Origin of the sequence: Pseudoxanthomonas winnipegensis (assembly GCF_030322905.1) — a bacterium.
In the GTDB taxonomy this organism is placed as follows: Bacteria; Pseudomonadota; Gammaproteobacteria; order Xanthomonadales; family Xanthomonadaceae; genus Pseudoxanthomonas_A; species Pseudoxanthomonas_A winnipegensis.
Genome location: NZ_CP095475.1, coordinates 4,232,571 through 4,253,199, shown reverse-complemented (window position 1 = coordinate 4,253,199; position 20,629 = coordinate 4,232,571). Strand labels below are relative to the sequence as shown.

Genomic DNA, 20,629 nt, shown 5'->3' with positions numbered 1-20,629 from the left:
CATTCCCGGCAAAGCCCCTCGCCGCCATGGCGGCTCCCACCTGTAGAGCGGAGCTTGCTCCGCTGGGGCTTTCCCATGATCCGGCCGAAAAGCAGCGGAGCAAGCTCCGCTCTACAGACAGGCCGCTGAGATTTTGGAGACAGTTGCTCCCACCGGGAGGAGTTCCGTTTTCTCAAGGCCTGAGGACGGCCCCGGTAGAATGGGCGGGCAATGGATGTCTCCCACCTGCTCGACGATCTCAATCCGGCCCAGCGCGAGGCCGTGTCCGCCCCTTCGGGGCATTACCTGGTGCTGGCCGGCGCCGGCTCGGGCAAGACGCGGGTGCTCACCCACCGCATTGCCTGGCTGAACGAGGTCCTGGGCGTGCCCACCCACGGCATCCTGGCGGTGACCTTCACCAACAAGGCCGCCGCCGAGATGCGCCATCGCACCGACGCGCAGCTGCGCAACGGCAGCCGCGGCATGTGGATCGGCACCTTCCACGGCCTGGCCCACCGCCTGCTGCGCCTGCACTTCAACGAAGCGCGGCTGCCCGAAGGCTTCCAGGTACTGGACTCCGACGACCAGCAGCGTCTGGTCAAGCGCGTGGCCCAGGCGCTGGAGCTGGACGAGGGCAAGTACCCGCCGCGCCAGATCGCCTGGTGGATCAACCAGCAGAAGGACGAGGGCCGCCGCCCCCAGCACATCCAGCCCGAGGGCCGCGACGAATGGCTCAGCGCCATGGTCGCCGCCTATACCGAGTACCAGGCGCGCTGCGACCGCGCCGGGCTGGTGGATTTCGCCGAGCTGCTGCTGCGCGCGCACGAACTGTTGCGCGACACCCCGGCGCTGCTGGCGCATTACCGGCGCCGCTTCGGTCAGCTGCTGGTGGACGAGTTCCAGGACACCAACGCCATCCAGTACGGCTTCATCCGCCTGCTGGCCGGCGACAGCGGGCAGGTGTTCGTGGTCGGCGATGACGACCAGGCCATCTACGGCTGGCGCGGGGCCAAGGTGGAGAACGTACAGCGCTTCCTCAACGACTTCCCCGGCGCCCAGACCATCCGCCTGGAGCAGAACTACCGCTCCACCGCCAACATCCTGGGCGCGGCCAACGCGGTGATCGCGCACAACCCCGACCGCATCGGCAAGCAGCTGTGGACCGATGCCGGCCAGGGCGATCCGATCGACCTCTACGCGGCCTACAACGAGGTCGACGAGGCGCGCTACGTGGTCGAGCGCGCGCGCCAGTGGGTGCGCGAGGGCGGCAGCTACGGCGAGGTGGCCGTGCTCTACCGCAGCAACGCCCAGTCGCGCGCGCTGGAAGAGGCCCTGCTGGCCGAACAGGTGCCGTACCGCGTCTACGGCGGCATGCGCTTCTTCGAGCGCGCCGAGGTCAAGGACGCGCTGGCCTACCTGCGCCTGGTCGCCAACCGCGCCGACGACGCCGCGTTCGAACGCGCGGTCAACACGCCGCCGCGCGGCATCGGCGAGCGCACCCTGGACGAGGTGCGGCGCGTGGCCCGCGGCGCGTCGCTGTCGCTGTGGGACGCCGCGCGCCAGGCCGCGCAGGGCGGCGACCTGGCCGGGCGCGCGCGCAACGCGCTGGCCGCGTTCGTGCAGTTGATCCAGGCGCTGGGCGAGGAAACCGCCGCGCTGGACCTGAAGGACAAGATCGACCACGTGCTGGCGCGCTCGGCGCTGCGCGAGCACTGGGCCCGTGAGAACAAGGGCGGGCTGGACGCCGAGTCGCGCACCGAGAACCTGGACGAACTGGTCTCGGTGGCCTCGCGCTTCGCCCGCGCCGAGGTCAATCCGCTGGAGCTGGACGACACGCCCGATGCGGCGCAGAGCATGGACGAGCTGGTGGCGTTTCTGTCCTACGCGGCGCTGGAGGCGGGCGAGGGCCAGGCCCAGGCCGGCGAGGACGGGGTGCAGCTGATGACGCTGCATTCGGCCAAGGGGCTGGAGTTCCCGCTGGTGTTCCTGGTCGGGCTGGAGGACGGGCTGTTCCCCAGCGCGCGCTCGGTCGAGGAGCCGGGCAAGCTGGAGGAGGAGCGGCGCCTGGCCTACGTCGGCATCACCCGAGCGCGGCAGAAGCTGGTGCTGGCCTACGCCGAGTCGCGCCGCATCCACGGCATGGACAACTACAACGTGCCCTCGCGCTTCCTGCGCGAGATCCCGCGCGAGCTGCTCAACGAGGTGCGGCCCAAGGTGCAGGTGTCGCGGCCGGCGTCGCTGGGGGCGATGCGGGGTGCGGGGGGGCATGCGGCGCTGGAGGTGCCGGCGCTCAAGCTGGGCGCCAATGTGTCGCATCCGAAGTTCGGGGCCGGGGTGGTCATCGACTATGAGGGGGCGGGCGCGCATGCGCGGGTGCAGGTGCAGTTCGACGAGGGGGCCAAGTGGCTCGTGCTGGCTTACGCGAATCTGTCGCCGGCTTGAGCGCAACGACTGAGCGACTGCGTTATCGGAAGTCGTTCTGTTTAGGCGGCGAAGCGGTGATCCTCAAAAGTTCTCGAGGGTCACGGGTAAAAGGGATGGTCTTGAAGTTTTTTAGATATGTCATCCCTCTTGCTTGGGGATTGGATGGATCGGCCTCGAAGATGAAGAAGTTAGTCTCATCGACCGGAACCCCGATCTTTCCGAGGAAGAAGGGAAAAGCCTGCAGTTGCGACAGGCGCACACGCGGTGTGGCGAGAACGACGGTGATTTTTGCGCATCGCTTGTGGAACTCGTCGAATGCTGCGGGCGGCGCAATGGCTTCGCCATTGAATTTGAGCCTTTCCATTCCGCCTCCATCGTTGTCGATCTCAACCACGATGATGTCGCGGGTATTGCATGAGGTTTGTGCCCTAATTGAGAGCGCAGGGAGAAAAGTTAACAGCAGCGACAACGAGACTAGTGTCTTCACACCTAGTTCCTTTGTGTGCGTCGAAAGACGTTGATCTTAATCAAGGATCTCCGGCGGCCGCAGGTATTCAATGATTTCTCCGTAGCGCTGGAGGTCCTGCCATGTACACACGCATCCTTATTGCCATCGACGGCTCGGAGCTGTCGATGCGCGGACTGGATCACGGCCTAAAGCTGGCCGCGAAGCTGGGATCGAAGGTCGACATCCTGACCGTGTCCGAGCCGTGGGCCGGCGGCATGGTCGATGCGCAGGGCTGGGTGGTGGGCTATGAATCCGGGCCCGAATACCGGGCCGAGCGCGAGCAGGCCGCCAACGCCATCCTGCAGCCGGCGCTGGACCAGGCCGAGGCGATGGAGGTGGAGGCCAAGCCGATCCATGTGCTGGACCGGTATGCGGCCGACGGCATCCTGGAGACCATGGCGGCACGCGGCAATGATCTGGTGGTGATGGCCTCGCACGGCCGCCGCTGCGTGACCCGCGTACTGCTGGGCAGCCAGACCGCCGAGGTCCTGACCCGCAGCACCGTGCCAGTGCTGGTGGTGCGCTGATCGGTCTGGCGCACCGCGCCGCGGTTGCGCACGTCCATGGACTCCCGCGTTCGCGGGAGTGACGCGTCCAGGGTGAGCGCCGGCGCTTGGGAAGAAGGCGCCATCCCCGCGAACGCGGGGATCCATGGACGTCCGCCCAGATCGCCTCAGACCTCATCTACCGCATCCACATCGGCACCACGACACGCCGCACGCGCGGATCCGGCGACCCCGACGCCGCTCAGACCGTCGCGGCCTGCCCAGCGGGCTCGAACAGCGCAGCCTGCTCGACCCGCAGCCGATCGATCAAGCGCCCCTGCGGCAGCTCCACATCGGCATAGGTCAGCACCTGGTCCTTGGCCACGTCGTGCCGGAGCACGCAGCCCTCGGCCACCCCCATCGGCAGCAGCGCGTCGCGCGCGGTCACGTCGGCGCGCTCGCACTGGCCATAGGTCAGGTAGCCGCCCAGCGCGTCGATCGTCTCGCCGGCGGCCAGGTCGCGCTTGGCGGTGGCGACCACCTCGACCAGCGGGCCGCCCAGCGGCTGCAGCACCGCATCGCGCAGCAGCACCACGCGTGCCACCGACAGCGGCACTTCGAAATGGCACAGGTGGTACGGCGTGTAGAAGCTGTACAGCGGACCCTCGCCCAGCTTGTAGAGGTTGAGGTAGTGCTGCTGCTTGGGATCGTCGTGACTGGCCAGCACGTACACGCCCGGGCTGGGCAGCGCGCCGACCACGTAGTCGACCGCGCCGCCAACCGCCTTGAGCGCGTCGATGTCGTATTTCTTGGTCAGCTCGTCCACGTGGCCACGGTGGTCGTAGCCGGTCATGCCGCGCTGCAGGATCGACATGCCGGTGCCGTTGGCGACGATGGCCTGCTCGAAGCTGATCTTGGTGCCGTCGGCGAAGCTGGTGACCATGTACGGGTCCTGGCCCCACTTGGCGGCGAAGCCGGCCTGCGTGGTCGGCGTGCGGTACGGGTCCTGCAGGCCCTTGATGTTGCCGCACATCAGCGGCGTCAGCCCGATCGACTTGACGAAGCGGAACAGGTTCATCTGCACGCCGGGCTGGTCGCCGTCGCAGGCGGTGAAGATCACGCCGGCCGCATCCGCCTTGCGCTTGAGCAGCGGGCCGAGAGTGCCGTCCAGCTCGGCGTTCATCGTGACCATGTCGCGGCCGTGGGCGATGGCGGCCAGCGAGATGTGCGCGCCGTACTCCACCGCGCCGGTCGCATCGACCAGGCAGTCGAGCAGGTCGCATTCGTACAGCAGCGCCGGGTCGTGGGTGACCGCGGGCACGCCGCTGGTGATGGCGTCGGCCAGCGCGCGGCCGGTCTCGACCACGCGCGCCTGCACGCCGGCCAGGGCGAAGGCGGCCAGCGCCTTGTCCACGTTGCGGTTGCAGATCACCGACAGCACCATGCCCGGCACCGAATGCACGATCTGGTTGACGATGCCCTTGGCCATGAAGCCGGCGCCGTACAGCCCGACGCGGATGGGGGTGCCGGCGGCCTGTCGCGCCTGCAGCAGTCGATCGATGACCATGGGGGAAACTCCTTGAAGCGTGGCTCAGTAGCCGATCAGCCGATCGACGCCGTGATAGGTGGGGTCGAAGTCCGGCCAGGCCGCATCCTTGTCCGAGACGATCCGGCCCGGCGCCGGCCACTGGATGTCGAAGGTCGGGTCGTTCCAGCGCAGCCCACGCTCGGCGCTGGGCTCGTAGAACGCGCTGGCCAGGTAAAAGGCCTCGGTGTCCGGCTCCAGCGTGACGAAGCCATGGGCGAAGCCGCGCGGCACGTAGTAGGCCAGCCGGTTCTCCGCCGTCAGTTCCACCCCGTGCCACTTCAGGTACGTGGGCGAATCCGGCCGCAGGTCGACGATGCAGTCCCACAGCGCACCGCGCACGCAGCGCACGATCTTGACCTCGGCGGCCGGCGGCAGCTGGTAGTGCATGCCGCGCAGCGTGCCGGCCTGCGCGTTGTAGGAGTTGTTGACCTGGACGAAGCGGTCCACCAGCCCGGCCGCGGCCATTTCCTTCTCGCAGAACACCCGCGCGAACCAGCCGCGCGCGTCGCCGCGCTGCTCCGGCTCGATCACATAGGCGCCATGCAGCGGCGTGCTGTGGAACTTCATGCCGCCGCCCGCAGATCGGGCGCCAGCACGCCGCTGTCGACCAGCCCTTCCAGGATGCGCAGGCGGATAAAGCCGCTCTGGCGGAAGTTACGGTCGGAGAAGGCGGTGCGCTGCAGCTCGTCGCGCAGCTCGGCGATGGTGCCTTCCAGCGTCTCGATCGGCTGATGGTCCGGTGCCAGCCGCTCGAACAGCGAGAAGTCCACGCGATAAGAGCGGTTGTCCGCCGGCGCATTGGTCGAGATGGAGACCTCGGCGGTGGGGATGGCCGCGCCCACGGCACGGGCCAGGTCGCGCACCTGCACGTTCCAGCGCTCCGAGCCGGCGTTGACGAACAGGTAGCGGCCGCCCTGCGCGGCCGGGCGCTGGATCGCCCACTCGATCGCGCGCGCCATGTCGCGCACGTGGATCAGCGGACGCCACGGCGTGCCGTCGGAGAGCACGTCGACCTTGCCGCTGGCCACCGCGCCGGCGACGAAGTCGTTCAGCACCAGGTCCAGGCGCAGGCGCGGCGAGGCGCCGCAGGCGGTGGCGAAGCGCAGCGCGGTGACGGTCATGTCCGTGTCCAGCGCCGCCAGCCCGGTCTCGGTGTCGATCTTGGAGTGGGCGTAGGCGGTCAGCGGCGCCACGGCGCTGGATTCCGAGCGCGGCGTGCCGTCGGCGGCGGCGCCGTAGACGCTGCAGCTGGAGGCGAACACGAAATGCTTCACGCCCGCCTCGGCCGCCGCGCGAGCCACCGACAGGCTGGCCTTGCAGTTGATCTGGTCGGTGACCTGCTCGAAGCGCTTGCCCATCGCATCGTTGGACACCGCGGCCAGGTGCACCACCGCGTCGAAGCCGGCCAGCTGCCGCGCGGTCAGGTCGCGCACGTCGCGGAACCACTGTTCGTCCAGCACCACCTCGGGCAGGCCGCGCTTGTCCGACAGGCAGTGGGCGAACCAGCCGCGGTCCACGCCGACCAGCCAGGACTGCGGGAAGCGCTGGCGCAGGTGCCTGGCCAGGACCGGCCCGATGTAGCCCATGTTGCCGGTGATCAGGATGCGCATCGTTGCTTACTCCCAGACGCGCCAGGGCGCCTTGTTGTGGTTCCAGAGATCGTTGAGGTAGTTCTTGTCGCGCAGGGTGTCCATCGGCTGCCAAAAGCCTTCGTGCTTGTACACGCTCAGCTGGCCCTGCTCGACCAGGCCTTCCAGCGGCGCGCTCTCCCACACCGTGTCGTCGCCCTCGATGAAGTCGGCGACCTTGGGCGAGAGCACGAAGAAGCCGCCGTTGATCAGGCCGTCGCCGTCGGCCGGCTTCTCGCGGAAGCCGGTGACCGCATCGCTCTCCACCCGCAGCGCGCCGAAGCGGCCGGGCGGCTGCACCGCGGTCACCGTCGCCAGCCGGCCCTCGCGCCGGTGCAGGGCGATGCCGGCGCCGATGTCCACGTCGGACACGCCGTCGCCATAGGTCAGGCAGAAGGCCTCTTCGTCCTTCAGGTAAGGCATCACCCGCTTGAGGCGCCCCCCGGTCATGGTGTCCGCGCCGGTGTCCACCAGGGTCACGCGCCAGGGCTCGGCGCGGCTGTCGTGCAGGGTGGTGGTGTTGCTGGCCAGGTCGCAGGTGATGTCCGAGCCCATCAGGTGGTAATTGATGAAGAAGTCCTTGATGACCTCGCCGCGGTAGCCCAGGCAGACGATGAAGTCGTTGATGCCGTGGTGGCTGTACATCTTCATGATGTGCCACAGCACCGGCCTGCCGCCGATCTCCACCATCGGTTTGGGCCGCACGGAGGTCTCCTCGGAGATGCGGGTGCCCAGGCCACCGGCCAGGATGACTGCCTTCATTGCTGCTCCTTCCGCGTCACGTCTTGGTCTCCTGCGAAAACGTCATGGCTCGCGCGTCCTGGCCGCGCCGGCGAAAGCACGGCGCGACGGGCGGCCCTGACCGCAACGCGCAAGGGGGACTGCCCGATCAGACGGCGACGTCGCGGCGACGCACCAGCGGCGTGCCATGCGCGACATCGACCATGCCGGCCATGCGGGCCAGTCGCTCGATCCGTTGTTGAAGACGCGGACTGCGGGGAAGGCCGGCCACATCCAGCAGCTGGCCCCAGCGATGGGCCCAGTCGTGGCGGCGCAGGGCCTGGCTGACATTGGTCGCGCGCGCCTGCTCCAGGCGCGCGCTCTGGCTGCCCAGGTCGGCCAGGAACGCGCCCACGTCCGGCGTGCCGGGCGGCAGCTCGATCACCGCATCGGGCCAGTCGAAGTGGTCGTCGAACTCCGGGCAGTGCTGGCGCGAGCCCAGCACGATCGCCCCGCCGGCCGTGCCCTCGAAGTAGCGCGTGGCCAGCGCGTTCTTGCGTACGCCCTTGAACACGCCGGTGGTGTCCACGGTGAAGTCGTAGGCGATGAAGTACTTGGCGCGCTTGATCATCGCCGCCGACTGGGCGCGGTGTTCGGCCCAGTCGGTGACCGCGCCGGCCTTGAGCACGTCGTGCACGTAGAAGAAGTTGCCGTCGTGCGCGGCCAGCGCGCTGAGCTTGGTGTGCAGCTCGGGCATGCGCCGGCCCAGGGAGAGCACGTCGATGCTGCGCGGCGGCGCCTCGGGGTAGGGGCAGGACAGCAGCGTGTCGCAGGCGCTGGGCAGGAAGGAGATCGGCGTGGAGGTGTACTGGCGCAGCGCCGGGATGCTCTCGGCGTTGAGCACGAACACATGATCGAACGCGTCGAGCATGCGCAGCTCCTGCGCCTGGTGCGGGAAACGCTCGGGCCAGCCCTCGAGCAGGTAGCAGTACGCCTTGCCGCAGCGCTCGCGCCAGCCCTTGATCCGCGCCAGCGTGGTCAGCTCGGGCGGGAACTGGCACACGAACACGAACACGTCGTAGTCGCGGCCGACCTGGGTCTGGCTGGCGTTGGACAGGCCCGGCCGGCCGAGCCGGCGCCAGGCCTGCGACATCGCCCGGTGGCGCAGCTCGTTCCAAAGATAGCCCACGCTGGGATTGACCCCGCGCCCGGCCGTATGCGGCGCGGCGGACGGGATCAGCAGGTCGGCGTTCTCGACCTGGGCGATCACGTTGAGGAAGGCGTAGGCCTGGCCGTTGAACGGCTCGGGCCAGGCGTTGTAATTGCTCGACAGCAGGACCGATCGGTCGGCCATGGGCATTCCTTCGTCAAGTGTGGGGAAACCTGACGCATCGCCTCGCGCCTTCCTGCAGGCGTCCGCCCATGCGCAGCGGCGCAGGGCGGACCGGACCTTCAGGAACGCGCGGCCACGATGGACCGGCACGGCACCGCATTCAGCCCACCGGTCGCGACCCGGCGCGCCGCCCGCGCGCGCCCCAGGTCGTGTCCCCCCGATGCCGCTGCACTGGCATCTTTCGGTGGCTTACTGCGGTTAACGCAGTCGCGCGTGCGGACAGGACAGCGGGACGCATCGCGCGTCCCGCGCTTCAATGGCCGGCGGTTCGCCGCCCGTGGCTCAGTAGATCTTGCGCTCGGCCGCCGGCGGCGGGCTGAACTGGTACAGCCAGGTCTCGCTCAAGGAGCCGGTGGCGTCCTTGAGGTACAGGCGCAGATCGATCTGGCTGCTGTCTTCCTTCTCCGGCACCACGTCGAACATCACCCGGTAGCCGTGCAGCTCGCGCAGCGGCCGGCACGACACCGTCTCCAGCGTGCCGCCGCGGATCTCCAGCGCCGGGTCGACCTTGGCGTTGGCCGCTTCCAGCGCGGCCAGCTTGCCGCCGACGAAATCCACGGCGAAGCGCTGCGACCACTTGCTGCGCTTCTGTCCCACCACGCCGCCCAGGCCGGTGCGGGTGGCCACGCAGTGCGCCTGCGGCGGCTGCGAGGGCGCGGCCGAGCCCCAGAACAGCTTGTAGCCGTACAGCAGCTCCTGGCCGGCCTGCGGCTTCTCCTTGGGGTTCCAGAACGCCACGATGTTGTCGAAGGTCTCATCGACCGTGGGGATCTCCACCAGCTGCACCGAGCCGGCGCCCCAGCCGCCCTTGGGCTCGATCCACAGGCACGGGCGCTTCTCGTAGAACACGCCGTCGTCCTGGTAGTGGTCGAAGTCGCGATCGCGCTGGAGCAGGCCGAAGCCCTTGGGATCGTTGTCGGCGAAGGCGTTGAAGCGCAGCTGCGGCGGGTTGGTCAGCGGGCGCCAGATCCACTCGCCGCTGCCGGTGTGCAGGGCCAGGCCGTCGGTGTCGTGGATCTCCGGGCGCCAGTCCCAGGCCATGCGGCGGTCGTTCTCGCCGGTCTGGTACATGCTGGTGCACGGCGCCAGGCCCAGGCGCTCGATGCTGGTGCGCGGGTAGAGCGCGCAGTCGATGTCCATCAGCAGCGGCTCGCCCGGGGTCAGCGCGAAGCGGTAGGCGCCGGCCACGCTGGGCGAATCCAGCAGGCCGTAGACCACCAGCGTGTTGGAGCCCTTGGCCGGACGCTCCAGGTAATAGGCGACGAAGTCCGGAAACTCCTCCGGCTTGCCCATGCCCGTGTCGATGGCCAGGCCGCGCGCGGACTGGCCGTACTGGCCCTCCTTGCCGACCGCGCGGAAGTAGCTGGCGCCCAGGAAGGCGGCGAAGTCGCGGTTCGGATCGTCCTTGGTGTTGAGGCGAAAGCCCGCGAAGCCCAGCGTGTCCGGCAGCTTGACCTTGGCCAGGCCGCTGTCGCCGTAGTCGAACATGCCCGCGTTGTACTTGATCTCGCGCGCCTGGCCGTCGGCGACCTCATGCATGGTCACCGGCCGCTTGAAGTACAGGCCCATGTGGAAGAACTGGGCCAGGAAGGCGTCGTCCTGGCCGGTCCACAGCGCATGGTCCTTGCGGTAGCGGATGGCCTGGTAGTGGTCCCAGCTGATCCCGTCCAGCGCCGCCGGCAGCGGGCCGCCATGCGGCTTGTAAGGCGCGCTGGCCAGCGCCCGCGCCTGGCCCTTCAGGCTGGCGTAGTCGAAGGGCTGGGCCGGGCCGAACACCAGGTTGGACTTGCCGGGCGCGGCCAGGGCGGCCTGCGAGGCCAGCAGCGAGGGGGGCAGGCCCAGGGCGGCCAGGGTCCCGGCGGCGCGGGTGAGGAATTGACGTCGGATCATGCAGGCGGGGGCAGGGCCGAGAGAGAAGGAATCGGGTAGATGCTAAGCGTTGTGGCGTTGGCGGTCTGCTGACAAAGCGGCCGTTGGCTGTCTGGCCTATTCATCTTCACGCGCTTTCACGGATTCTTTACATCTCAAACGGTCCACTTGTTGCGTGCTCTACAAGCACGCGTTTCGCGTGTCGGGTCGCAGTCCACAGCTGGGAGGGGGCGGCGCGCGACGGACGGGAAGCAAGCGGATGCTGTCGCATTAACTTTCGTAGAGTCCGGGTGAAGATCCGGGCTTCCCGTCACCCTCACCATAGCCCCATGTCCGTGTCCTTTCGGTCGCAGTGGCTGGATTGGCGTCTGCCTCTGCTGACGCTGATCGTCCTGCTCATCGTCATCCTGCCGACCCTGCTGCTGCAGCAGCTGTTCACGTCCACGCTCAACGCGGCGGCGTGGGTCACGCACACCCATCAGGTCGAGGCGCAGGTCAATGCGCTGACGGTGGAGCTGCGCGAGGCCGAGGAGTGCAGCCTGCTGCTGGCCATGGGCGCGGACGCCAATATCCCGCGCGAGCGCCTGAAGGCCTCCCCGGCCGTGCTCGAGCGCATGCTCGACCAGCTGCAGGCGCTGACCAAGGACAATGCCGACACCCAGGTGCGGGTGGGCCGCCTGCGCGAGATCGCGACCCGGCGCATCGCCCTGGCGACCGAGCTGCCGGACAGCGTCGGCCCGCGCCGCGCCCAGATCCTGAAGCTGCTGGCCAGCGACCTGCCGGCCCATCCGGTCCTGCAGGAACTGCTGCAGGACGAGCAGCGCATGAAGGCCCAGCGCGAGCGCGACTTCCAGGCCCGGCGCGAACAGGTGCGCTGGCTGGGCCTGGGCGCGATGGTGCTGCAGCTGCTGCTGCTGGTGCTGATCATCTGGCTGCTGGCCCGGCAGATGGGCCAGCGGCTGTCGGCCGAACAGGCCTCCTCGCGCGCCGACGCGCGCGCGGCCAGCGTGCTGCAGACCGTGCGCGAGCCGATCGTGGTGCTGGACCGCGACCAGCGCGTGCTGCTGCACAACGCGGCCTTCGCCGAGCTCTACGCCATCGACGAGGACGACCTGGCCGAGCGCCATCCGCGCCTGGACGAGCTCAGCGACGCCTGGGACGACGATGTGGTGCGCCAGCGCCTGGCCGACGTGCTGGCGCGCGGGCGCGAGCTGTGGGACTACGAGGTCCAGCAGCTGACCCGGGGCAGCGTGCAGCGCACCCTGCTGCTCAACGCCCGGCGTATGGCCCTGCCCGACGGCGGCGACGACGCGGTGCTGATGACCTTGAGCGACGTGACCACGCAGAAGACCAGCCAGCAGCGCATCATCGACCTCAACCGCCAGCTGGAAGGCAAGATCGAGCAGGTCTCGGACGTCAACCGCGAGCTGGAGGCCTTCAGCTACTCGGTCTCGCACGACCTGCGCGCGCCGCTGCGCCACGTGTCCGGCTTCGCCGACAAGCTGGCCCGCCACCTGGGCGAGGACACCGACGAGCGCAGCCGCCACTACCTGCAGGTGATCGGCGACTCGGCGCGGCGCATGTCGGCGCTGATCGACGACCTGCTGGTGTATTCGCGCCTGGGCCGGGTCGTGCTGCGCCTGCAGGCGGTGGACATGCAGTCGCTGGTGGCCGAGACGCGCTCGATGCTCGATGCGCAGGTCAGCGCGGACAAGCACGCCCTGCCGCTGCGCGTGGACTGGGACATCGACCCGCTGCCGATCCTGGTGGGCGACGAGAACATGCTGCGCCAGGTCTGGCAGAACCTGCTGGGCAACGCGGTCAAGTACAGCGGCAAGCGCGAGGTCGCCCAGATCCAGGTCGGCTACCGGCTGGAAGGCGATGGCGAGCATCACTTCTGGGTGCGCGATAATGGCGCCGGTTTCGACATGGCCTACGCCGGCAAGCTGTTCGGCGTGTTCCAGCGGCTGCACAAATCCAGCGAGTACGCCGGCACGGGCATTGGCCTGGCCAGCGTGCGCCGCGTCGTGACGCGCCATGGCGGCCGCGTCTGGGCCGAGGCCGAGCCCGACCAGGGCGCCACGTTCCACTTCATCATCCCCAGCTCGCCGGACGATGCGTTCGTCCCGCGCGGGCCCACCCCTGCAGAGTTCCTCTCATGAGTACCCCGATCCGCACCATCCTGCTGGCCGAAGACAGCATCGCCGACGCCGAGATGGCGATCGACGCGCTGCGCGAGGCCAATCTGGCCAATCCCATCGTGCACGTGGAGGACGGCGTGGAGGCGCTGGACTACCTGCTGCGCCGCGGCGCCTATGCCGAGCGCCCGGAAGGGCTGCCGGCGGTGCTGCTGCTGGACATCAAGATGCCGCGCATGGACGGGCTGGAAGTGCTGCGCGCGATCCGCGAGGACGAGGCTCTCAAGTCGCTGCCGGTGGTCATCCTGTCGTCCTCGCGCGAGGAAAGCGACCTGGTGCGCAGCTGGGACCTGGGCGCCAACGCCTACGTGGTCAAGCCGGTGGACATCGACCAGTTCTTCACCGCGGTCAAGACGCTGGGCACGTTCTGGGCCGTGTTCAACGAAGCCCCGGGGCAGGCCTGAACGGCATGCCGCTGAGCGCCGCCCCGATCGGCCCGGTGCGCATCCTCCTGGTGGAGGATTCGCCGGAGGACGCTGAGCTGACGTCCATGCAGCTGGTGGACGCGGGGCTGGAAGCCGAGTTCGAGCGGGTCGATACCGAGGCCGAGCTCGCGCGCGCGCTGGCGACGTTCAAGCCGGACCTGGTGCTGTCGGACCTGAGCATGCCGGGCTTCTCCGGGCATCAGGCGCTGCAGCTGGTGCGCGGCCATCAGCCGCCGATCCCCTTCATCTTCGTCTCCGGCACCATGGGCGAGGAGACCGCGGTGCAGGCGCTGCGCGAGGGCGCGGCCGACTACATCCTCAAGGACAAGACCGCGCGCCTGCCGTCGGCGGCCGCGCGCGCGATCCGCGAGGCGCGCAGCGAGCACGAGCGCGCGCGCGTGGAGAAGGAGCTGCTGCGCTCGCAGCGGCTGGATTCGATGGCGATGCTGGCCGCGGGCCTGAGCCACGACCTGCGCAACATCCTGCAGCCGCTGCTGATCGTGCCGGACCTGCTGGCCATCCACAGCGACAACCCCAAGATCCACAAGCTGGGCGAGGTGATCGCCGAGTCCGGCCGGCGCGGCCACGAGATGGCCGAGTCGATGCTGTCCTTCGTGCGCGGCGCGCGCAAGGCGCGCGAGGACGTGTCGGTGGGCGAGCTGTTCCAGGCCGTGCAGGTGCTGCTGCAGGGCACCCTGCCGGACAACGTGCGCCTGGACCTGCAGCCGCCGGCCACGCCGGTGCAGATCGACGCCAACTACGTCGAGCTGCAGCAGGTGCTGATCAACCTGTGCCTCAACGCGATCCAGGCCATGCCCACGGGCGGCACGCTGACCCTGTCGGCGCGGCCGGTCGAGGAAGGCGTGTGCATCCGCGTGGCCGATGAAGGCATCGGCATGGACGCCAAGACGCGCAGCCAGCTGTTCACCCCGTTCTTCACCACCAAGTCCGAGGGCACGGGCCTGGGGCTGATGTCCTGCCTGCGCATCGTCGAGCAGTACCAGGGCCGCATCGAGGTGGACAGCACGCCGGGCGTGGGCACGACCTTCGCGGTGGTGCTGCCGGTCACCGGCGGCGCCGCGCCGCAGTCCAGCGTGCCGGCCCCGGGCCAGGGCCAGCGCATCCTGCTGGTCGACGGCGACAGCACGCGCCAGTCGCTGCTGCGCAACGCGCTGGAAAGCCAGGGCTACGCGCCGGCCACCGCGCCCGACGGCGCCTACGCGCTGCGCGCGGCCGTGGTCGACGGCATGCCCGAGCTGTTCATCATCGACAGCGACTTCGTGCTGCTGCCGGCTACCGCGCTGGTGCAGGCGCTGGTCCAGCGCGGCTATCGCGGCCCGGTGCTGCTGCTGCAGGATCCGGCGCGCCCGTTCGACCGCTCCGAACTGCCCGCCGGCCTGCGCGCGCAGTTCCTCGACAAGCCGCTGGAAATGGGCCGGCTCTTTCACGCCGTGGCCGAGGCGCTGCAGCCCGCCGAGGGCTGAGCCGGCCGACGCATGGTGGACAAGCCGTTCGCGCCGTCCTGCGCGCGCAACCGCGACCCGATCCTGGCGGTGCTGCGTCCGCTGCTGGCCCAGGCCCACCGCGTGCTGGAGATCGGCAGCGGCACCGGCCAGCACGCGGTGCATTTCGCCGCCGCGCTGCCGCAGCTGTGCTGGCAGACCAGCGAGCGCGCCGAACACCTGCCGGGCATCGGCGCGTGGCTGGACGAGGCCGCCCTGCCCAACACCCCGCCGCCGCTGGCGCTGGATGTGGCGCGCGGGCCGTGGCCGGCGCAGCCCTTCGATGCCGTGTTCACCGCCAATACGCTGCACATCATGGGCTGGCCGCAGGTGCAGGCCTGCTTCGCCGGGCTTGCCGGTGTGCTGGAGGAGGGCGGCGTCCTGGTGGTGTACGGGCCGTTCAACTATGGCGGTGCCTTCACCAGCGACAGCAATGCGCAGTTCGACCAGTGGTTGAGGGCGCGCGATCCGGTCAGCGGTATCCGCGATTTCGAGGCGGTCGATGCGCTGGCGCGCGGCATCGGCCTGCGGCTGGAGGCCGATCATGCGATGCCGGTGAACAATCGCTTGCTGGTGTGGCGGCGGGGGTAGGGTTTGCTCCCTCCCTTTGGCCGCAGGCCAAGGGGAGCTCGAAGTCGCGGCTGGCGACTGAGGGGGAGGGGGGCTCTTCGCGGGAAAGTCAAAAGCAAAAGCACCCCCTCCCAGCCTCCCCCTTCGCTGCGCGAAAGGGGAGGGGCCTTGAAGCCAGAGCAACAGCAACAGCGCAGCGGATGCTTCAGGTCGTCATTCCCGCGAAGGCGGGAATCCAGTGCCTTTGCGCTTGATGCGCCATGTCGCCCGCAGACCTCCATCGGCACGGCGCCGTGCGCAACGTCGCAGCCAAAGCCCCGGCAGCGGCCCGCTGCTTACAATCGACGCTGGCAACGGCAGCGCGGGAGTGGATGCATGCGACGCAACCTGGCGGGAATCCTGATGGCCTCGATGGCCTCGATGGCGTGGGCGGCGCAGGCGCAGGCGCAGCAGCCGACCGTCGATGCGGGAGCCCCCAGCGACGCCGATCGCGCCGCCTACGCCAGCTGCATGGCGCGCACGCGAGCGGGCGCCACGGGAATCGAGCCTGCCGCGTTCGATCGCTTCATGGCCGGCGTGGTACCGGACATGAGCGTGCTGCCGCTGCTGGACAGCCAGCCCGAGTTCTCCACGCCGATCTGGGACTACCTGGCGCCGCTGGTCGACGCCCAGCGCGTCGCCGATGGCCAGGCGATGCGCGCCCAGCACGCCGAGGTGCTGGCGCGCGTGGCGCAGGACAGCGGCGTGGATGCGGCCACGGTGGTGGCGGTCTGGGGCGTGGAGAGCGACTACGGCCGGGTGCAGGGCAAGCGGCCGCTGCTGGTGTCGCTGTCCACGCTGGCGTGCTTCGGCCGGCGGCAGGAGTTCTTCCGCGGCGAACTGCTGGCGACCCTGGCGCTGCTGCAGTCGGGCGATCTGACCCCTGATGGGCTGACCGGCTCGTGGGCCGGCGCGTTCGGGCAGACCCAGTTCATGCCCAGCACCTACCAGCGCATCGCGGTGGACGGCGATGGCGACGGGCGCCGCGATCTGGTCCACAGCGTGCCCGACGCGCTGGCGTCCACCGCCAACTATCTCAAGCGCGCCGGCTGGCAGACCGGCCAGCCCTGGGGCTTCGAGGTGCGCGTGCCGGCGGGCTGGGACGCGTCCCGCGCGGGGCGCAAGGCCAAGCGCCCTTTGCGCGAGTGGGTCGCCGCGGGCATCACCCGCGCCGACGGCGGCGCGATCGCGGCCGACGACACGCCGGCCGCGCTGCTGCTGCCGGCCGGCGTGGCCGGGCCGGCGTTCCTGGTGTTCCGCAACTTCGATGCGATCTACAGCTACAACGCCGCCGAGAGCTATGCGCTGGCCATCGCGCTGCTGTCCGACCGCCTGCGCGACGGCGGCCCGCTGATCGCCCCCTGGCCCACCGACGATCCGCCGCTGGACCGCGCGCAGCGCAAGGAGCTGCAGCTGCTGCTGCTCGCGCGCGGCCATGACCTCGGCACGCCCGACGGCTTGGTCGGCGCGCAGACCCGCCGCGCCATCGCCAGCGAACAGCAGGCCCTGGGCCTGGCGCCGGTCGATGGCCGCGCCGGTCGGAAGATCCTGCAGGCCCTGCGCACGGCCGGGCCGCCGGTGCTGCTGCCGGCCTCCGCGCAGGGCGCGCCTTGACCGCGCCGGCGCAGCGCAATCCCGGCATCGACACGCTGCGCGGCGTGTCGATCCTGCTGGTGGTCGTGCACCACCTGGCGCTGCGCATCCCGCTGCGCGACACCGCGCTGGCCGACTGGCTGCCGCTGCGCCTGCTGCGCGCGCTGAGCTACAACGGCTACGAGGCGGTGTTCGTGTTCTTCGTCATTTCCGGCTTCCTGATCACGCTGCATGCCGTGCAGCGCTGGTCGTCGCTGGCGCGCATCGATCTGCGCGCGTTCTATGCGCGGCGCGCGGCCCGCATCCTGCCCGCGCTGCTGCTGCTTCTGGCGGTGCTGGCGCTGATGCATGGACTGGGCGTGCCGAACTTCGTGATCGACAAGCCCGGCCAGTCGCTGGGCGGCGCGCTGTGGTCGGCGCTGAGCCTGCAGCTGAACTGGTACGAGGGCCGCACCGGCTGGCTGCCCGGCGGCTGGGATGTGCTGTGGTCGCTGTCGATCGAGGAGGCGTTCTATCTCGCCTTCCCGCTGGTGTGTCTGCTGCTGCGCCGGCGCGCGCTGCTGGTGCCGGCCTTGGTGCTGCTGGCGCTGTCGTTGCCGCTGACCCGCGCGGCGATCGCCGACAACGAGATCTGGCAGGAGAAGGCCTACCTCCCGGGCTTCTCCGCCATCGCCGTCGGCGTGCTGGCGGCCCTGGCGGTGACCCGTTGGCCGGTGCCGGCTTCCACCGCGCGCGGCCTGCGCGTGCTCGGCGTGGTCGCGCTGGCGGCGGTGCTGCTGTGCGGCGGCGAGCTGTGGCGCTCGTTGGGCAACGGCTCCATGCTGGTGCTGGTCGGCGGTGCCGGCGCGCTGCTGGTCGGCCTGCACGCGATGCCGGCCCATGCGCCGCTGCGCGCGCTGGCGTGGCTGCGTGCCTGGGGCCGGCTCAGCTACGAGCTCTATCTGACGCACATGTTCGTCGTGTTCGCGCTGGTCGGGCTGTATCGCGCCAGTGGCGGCCAGGTGCGTCTGGGTGCGTGGTGGTATCTGGCGCTACTGCCGCTGTGCTGGCTGCTGGCCTGGGCGTTCGCGCGGCTGTGGACGCTGCCAGCCGAGCGCTGGCTCAAGCGGCGCTGGCTGCGTGCGCCGCCCGGGCCCGCCGCCGATGCGGCCGCGGCGGCCTGAGCGCCCTTCGCGACATGGCCCAGCGTGGTATGCCAGCATCGGGCCATGGCGATCTTTTCCCTGCAGCGGGTCACGCGCCGCTACGGCCTCACCGTCGCGCTCGATGACGTCGACCTCGAGATCCAACAGGGCCGCACCACCGCCCTGATCGGGCCCAGCGGCGCGGGCAAGTCCAGCGTGCTGCGCATGCTGATCGGGCTGGAATGGCCCGACAGCGGGCAGGTGCGCTTCGAGGGCGCGCCGCTGCAGCGCAAGACACTGCTGGCGCAGCGCCGGCGCATCGGCTACGTGATCCAGGAAGGCGGCCTGTTCCCGCATCTGAGCGCGCGCGACAACGCCGCGCTGCTGGCGCGTGCGCTGGGCTGGCCGCGTGAGCGCATCGAGACGCGCCTGGCCGAGCTGGCCGAGGTCTGCCAGCTGCCGCCTGCGCTGCTGGCGCGCTATCCGGCCGAACTCTCCGGCGGCCAGCGCCAGCGCATGGGGCTGGTGCGCGCGCTGATGCTCGATCCGCCGGTGCTGCTGCTGGACGAGCCGCTCGGCGCGCTGGACCCCATCGTGCGCCACGAGCTGCAGACCCAGATACGCGCCCTGATCGCGCAGCTGGGCAAGACCGTGGTGCTGGTGACCCACGACGTGGCCGAGGCGGCCTACCTGGCCGACACCCTGGTGCTGATGCGGGCCGGGCGCGTCGTCCAGCAGGGCAGCGCCCGGGCCTTGCTGGACGACCCGGCCGAGGACTTCGTCACCCGCTTCATGACCGCCCAGCGCACGCTGGAGGATGCCGCATGAGGCGGGCGGCGATGCGCGCCTGGCTGGTCTGCGTGCTGCTGTGTCTGCTGTCCCCGGCGATGGCCAGGCAGGTCACCGTCGGCTCGAAGAACTTCACCGAAGGTGTGATCCTGGCCGAGATCGCCGTGGCGCAGGCGCGCAAGGACGGCCTGGAGGTGGCGCACAAGCGCCAGCTCGGCGGCACGCGCATCCTCTGGCGCGCGCTGCAGGAGGGCGACATCGACGCCTACGCCGAATACACCGGCACGCTGCGCCAGGAACTGCTGCAGCAGCCCGACGCCACCGAGGCGCAGCTCGTCGCCGCGCTGGCGCAGCAGGGGTTGGGCATGACGCGCTCGCTCGGCTTCCAGAACACCTATGCCCTGGGCATGCGCAAGGCGCGCGCGCAGGCGCTGGGCATCCGCACGCTGGGCGACCTGGCGCGGCATCCCGAACTCAGGCTGGGCCTGAGCAACGAGTTCCTGCAGCGCGCCGACGGCTGGCCCGGCGTGCGCGCCGCCTACGGGCTGCCGCAGCAGGCCAATGGCTTGGACCACGACCTGGCTTATCGCGCGCTGCAGAGCGGGGCCATCGACGTCACCGACCTGTACAGCACCGATGCGGAGATTCCGTACTACGACCTGGTGGTGCTGGACGACGACCGCCATTACTTCCCCGATTACCAGGCGGTGTTCCTGTATCGGCTGGCGCTGGAGCGCAGTGCGCCGGCCTTCGTGCAGGTGCTGCGTTCGCTAGAGGGACGCATCGACGTGGCGGACATGCGCCGGCTCAACGCGCAGGTCAAGCTGGAGCATCGCGGCGAGGCGCAGGTGGCCGCCGCGTTCGTCGGCGTCGATGCGCCGCAGGGCAGCGGCCGCGTCGCGCGCATCGCCCAGCGCACCGGTGAACACCTCGCCCTGGTCGGCGTCTCGCTCGGCTGCGCGCTGCTGGTCGCGCTGCCGCTGGGCGTCCTGGCCGCGCGCCGCCCGCGCCTGGGTCAGGTCGTGCTGTCGCTGACCGGCGTGCTGCAGACGCTGCCGTCGCTGGCGGTGTTCGTCTTCATGATTCCGCTGTTCGGCATCGGTGCCAAGCCGGCGATCGCGGCGCTGTTCCTGTATTCGCTGCTGCCGATCGTGCGCAACACCCACGCCGGCCTGACCGGCATCCCGCGCGACCTGCGCGAGACCGCCGCGGCGCTGGGCCTGCCGCCGCGCACGCGCCTGTGGCGGGTGGAGCTGCCGCTGGCGCTGCGCACGATCCTGGCGGGGGTGAAAACCGCCGCGGTGATCAATGTCGGCACGGCGACGCTGGGGGCCCTGATCGGTGCCGGCGGCTATGGTCAGCCGATCCTGACCGGGATCCGGTTGGACAATCTGGGGATGATCCTGGAGGGGGCGGTGCCGGCGGCGGTGCTGGCGTTGCTGGTGCAGGGGGGGTTCGAGCTCTTCGAGAGGGTCATGACGCCCAAGGGCCTGAGGCTCGCAGCGCGGGCATAGCAGGTCGCTACTGTCGCCGTTGCCGTTGCCGTTGCCGTTGCCGTTGCCGTTGCCGTTGCGTTGCGTTGCGTTGCCGTTGCCGTTGCGGTGCTGTTGCTGTTGCTGTTGCTCAAGAGCTTTTGCTTACCCTGTCTGAGCCGTAAAGCACGCCGAGCACCGCAGCAAAGCAGGGCCGAAGAGGCGCCCTGTTTGAGCGAAGCGAGTTTGGGCGCCGTGCCCTGCTTTGCGAGGAGCGCAGGGGACCGATGCGCAGCATCGGCGTGCGTCCCGGCGAGAAGCGG

The 20,629-nt window shown here is 69.9% G+C and carries 17 protein-coding genes; 10 read left to right on the top strand and 7 right to left on the bottom strand.

The window, feature by feature from the left end; translation table 11 throughout:
* Positions 1-210 precede the first annotated feature (210 nt).
* On the top strand, positions 211-2,421 hold the full coding sequence (gene uvrD, locus MWN52_RS18720; RefSeq protein ID WP_286575847.1) for a DNA helicase II: 2,211 nt from the start codon (positions 211-213) through the stop codon (positions 2,419-2,421).
* A 22-nt stretch (positions 2,422-2,443) separates the two neighbouring features.
* Here the strand turns inward: uvrD and MWN52_RS18715 are convergent, their stop codons facing one another.
* Positions 2,444-2,890, bottom strand: a complete 447-nt coding sequence (locus tag MWN52_RS18715) for a hypothetical protein (RefSeq protein WP_286575846.1) — start codon at positions 2,888-2,890, stop codon at positions 2,444-2,446.
* Positions 2,891-2,991: 101 nt separating this feature from the next.
* Between MWN52_RS18715 and MWN52_RS18710 the strand changes: the two genes are divergently transcribed.
* Positions 2,992-3,438, top strand: coding sequence for a universal stress protein (locus MWN52_RS18710; RefSeq protein ID WP_286575845.1), 447 nt, complete (start codon positions 2,992-2,994; stop codon positions 3,436-3,438).
* Positions 3,439-3,658: 220 nt separating this feature from the next.
* Here the strand turns inward: MWN52_RS18710 and MWN52_RS18705 are convergent, their stop codons facing one another.
* From MWN52_RS18705 to MWN52_RS18680, 6 genes are all read right to left on the bottom strand, one after another.
* Complete coding sequence (locus MWN52_RS18705) at positions 3,659-4,963, bottom strand: NAD(P)H-dependent oxidoreductase (protein WP_286575844.1); 1,305 nt, start codon at positions 4,961-4,963, stop codon at positions 3,659-3,661.
* Positions 4,964-4,987: 24 nt separating this feature from the next.
* The gene (rfbC, locus tag MWN52_RS18700; protein WP_130520765.1) at positions 4,988-5,551 is read right to left on the bottom strand and encodes a dTDP-4-dehydrorhamnose 3,5-epimerase; all 564 of its coding nucleotides are present in this window, start codon (positions 5,549-5,551) and stop codon (positions 4,988-4,990) included.
* Positions 5,548-6,594 carry an NAD-dependent epimerase/dehydratase family protein gene (locus MWN52_RS18695; RefSeq protein WP_286575843.1) on the bottom strand — a complete coding sequence of 349 codons (1,047 nt, stop codon included), beginning with the start codon at positions 6,592-6,594 and terminating at the stop codon, positions 5,548-5,550. The genes rfbC and MWN52_RS18695 overlap by 4 nt, the downstream gene beginning before the upstream one ends.
* A gap of 6 nt (positions 6,595-6,600) precedes the next feature.
* Positions 6,601-7,374: a glucose-1-phosphate cytidylyltransferase gene (gene rfbF / locus MWN52_RS18690; protein WP_130520769.1), complete on the bottom strand. Its 774-nt coding sequence runs from the start codon at positions 7,372-7,374 to the stop codon at positions 6,601-6,603.
* Between the two features lie 127 nt (positions 7,375-7,501).
* Positions 7,502-8,686, bottom strand: coding sequence for a glycosyltransferase family protein (locus MWN52_RS18685; protein WP_286575842.1), 1,185 nt, complete (start codon positions 8,684-8,686; stop codon positions 7,502-7,504).
* 321 nt (positions 8,687-9,007) lie between these two features.
* Positions 9,008-10,615, bottom strand: a complete 1,608-nt coding sequence (locus tag MWN52_RS18680; protein ID WP_130524598.1) for an OpgD/OpgG family glucan biosynthesis protein — start codon at positions 10,613-10,615, stop codon at positions 9,008-9,010.
* Between the two features lie 308 nt (positions 10,616-10,923).
* Here MWN52_RS18680 and MWN52_RS18675 point away from each other — a divergent pair, with 308 nt between their 5' ends.
* From MWN52_RS18675 to MWN52_RS18640, 8 genes are all read left to right on the top strand, one after another.
* Positions 10,924-12,756, top strand: coding sequence for a sensor histidine kinase (locus MWN52_RS18675; RefSeq protein ID WP_286575841.1), 1,833 nt, complete (start codon positions 10,924-10,926; stop codon positions 12,754-12,756).
* A complete protein-coding gene (locus tag MWN52_RS18670) occupies positions 12,753-13,196 on the top strand; it encodes a response regulator (RefSeq protein ID WP_286575840.1) in 444 nt (147 codons plus the stop codon). The genes MWN52_RS18675 and MWN52_RS18670 overlap by 4 nt, the downstream gene beginning before the upstream one ends.
* Positions 13,197-13,201: 5 nt before the next feature.
* The gene (locus tag MWN52_RS18665) at positions 13,202-14,701 is read left to right on the top strand and encodes an ATP-binding protein (protein WP_286575839.1); all 1,500 of its coding nucleotides are present in this window, start codon (positions 13,202-13,204) and stop codon (positions 14,699-14,701) included.
* Between the two features lie 12 nt (positions 14,702-14,713).
* Positions 14,714-15,310 carry a DUF938 domain-containing protein gene (locus tag MWN52_RS18660; RefSeq protein WP_286575838.1) on the top strand — a complete coding sequence of 199 codons (597 nt, stop codon included), beginning with the start codon at positions 14,714-14,716 and terminating at the stop codon, positions 15,308-15,310.
* 354 nt (positions 15,311-15,664) lie between these two features.
* A complete protein-coding gene (locus tag MWN52_RS18655; protein ID WP_286575837.1) occupies positions 15,665-16,942 on the top strand; it encodes a lytic murein transglycosylase in 1,278 nt (425 codons plus the stop codon).
* Positions 16,939-18,084, top strand: coding sequence for an acyltransferase family protein (locus MWN52_RS18650; protein ID WP_286575836.1), 1,146 nt, complete (start codon positions 16,939-16,941; stop codon positions 18,082-18,084). The genes MWN52_RS18655 and MWN52_RS18650 overlap by 4 nt, the downstream gene beginning before the upstream one ends.
* 45 nt (positions 18,085-18,129) lie before the next feature.
* Positions 18,130-18,873, top strand: coding sequence for an ATP-binding cassette domain-containing protein (locus tag MWN52_RS18645; RefSeq protein WP_286575835.1), 744 nt, complete (start codon positions 18,130-18,132; stop codon positions 18,871-18,873).
* A gap of 11 nt (positions 18,874-18,884) precedes the next feature.
* Positions 18,885-20,348 carry an ABC transporter permease/substrate-binding protein gene (locus MWN52_RS18640; RefSeq protein ID WP_286577797.1) on the top strand — a complete coding sequence of 488 codons (1,464 nt, stop codon included), beginning with the start codon at positions 18,885-18,887 and terminating at the stop codon, positions 20,346-20,348.
* Positions 20,349-20,629: the final 281 nt, after the last annotated feature.

What these genes read in the sequence shown, in the direction of transcription:
- MWN52_RS18655 (WP_286575837.1), top strand. Translation starts at nt 15,665, where the DNA reads ATGCGACGCAACCTGGCGGGAATCCTGATGGCCTCGATGGCCTCGATG.
- rfbF (WP_130520769.1), bottom strand. Translation starts at nt 7,374, where the DNA reads ATGAAGGCAGTCATCCTGGCCGGTGGCCTGGGCACCCGCATCTCCGAG.
- MWN52_RS18640 (WP_286577797.1), top strand. Translation starts at nt 18,885, where the DNA reads ATGCGCGCCTGGCTGGTCTGCGTGCTGCTGTGTCTGCTGTCCCCGGCG.
- MWN52_RS18705 (WP_286575844.1), bottom strand. Translation starts at nt 4,963, where the DNA reads ATGGTCATCGATCGACTGCTGCAGGCGCGACAGGCCGCCGGCACCCCC.
- uvrD (WP_286575847.1), top strand. Translation starts at nt 211, where the DNA reads ATGGATGTCTCCCACCTGCTCGACGATCTCAATCCGGCCCAGCGCGAG.
- MWN52_RS18710 (WP_286575845.1), top strand. Translation starts at nt 2,992, where the DNA reads ATGTACACACGCATCCTTATTGCCATCGACGGCTCGGAGCTGTCGATG.
- MWN52_RS18685 (WP_286575842.1), bottom strand. Translation starts at nt 8,686, where the DNA reads ATGGCCGACCGATCGGTCCTGCTGTCGAGCAATTACAACGCCTGGCCC.
- MWN52_RS18670 (WP_286575840.1), top strand. Translation starts at nt 12,753, where the DNA reads ATGAGTACCCCGATCCGCACCATCCTGCTGGCCGAAGACAGCATCGCC.
- MWN52_RS18675 (WP_286575841.1), top strand. Translation starts at nt 10,924, where the DNA reads ATGTCCGTGTCCTTTCGGTCGCAGTGGCTGGATTGGCGTCTGCCTCTG.
- rfbC (WP_130520765.1), bottom strand. Translation starts at nt 5,551, where the DNA reads ATGAAGTTCCACAGCACGCCGCTGCATGGCGCCTATGTGATCGAGCCG.
- MWN52_RS18680 (WP_130524598.1), bottom strand. Translation starts at nt 10,615, where the DNA reads ATGATCCGACGTCAATTCCTCACCCGCGCCGCCGGGACCCTGGCCGCC.
- MWN52_RS18695 (WP_286575843.1), bottom strand. Translation starts at nt 6,594, where the DNA reads ATGCGCATCCTGATCACCGGCAACATGGGCTACATCGGGCCGGTCCTG.
- MWN52_RS18645 (WP_286575835.1), top strand. Translation starts at nt 18,130, where the DNA reads ATGGCGATCTTTTCCCTGCAGCGGGTCACGCGCCGCTACGGCCTCACC.
- MWN52_RS18660 (WP_286575838.1), top strand. Translation starts at nt 14,714, where the DNA reads ATGGTGGACAAGCCGTTCGCGCCGTCCTGCGCGCGCAACCGCGACCCG.
- MWN52_RS18665 (WP_286575839.1), top strand. Translation starts at nt 13,202, where the DNA reads ATGCCGCTGAGCGCCGCCCCGATCGGCCCGGTGCGCATCCTCCTGGTG.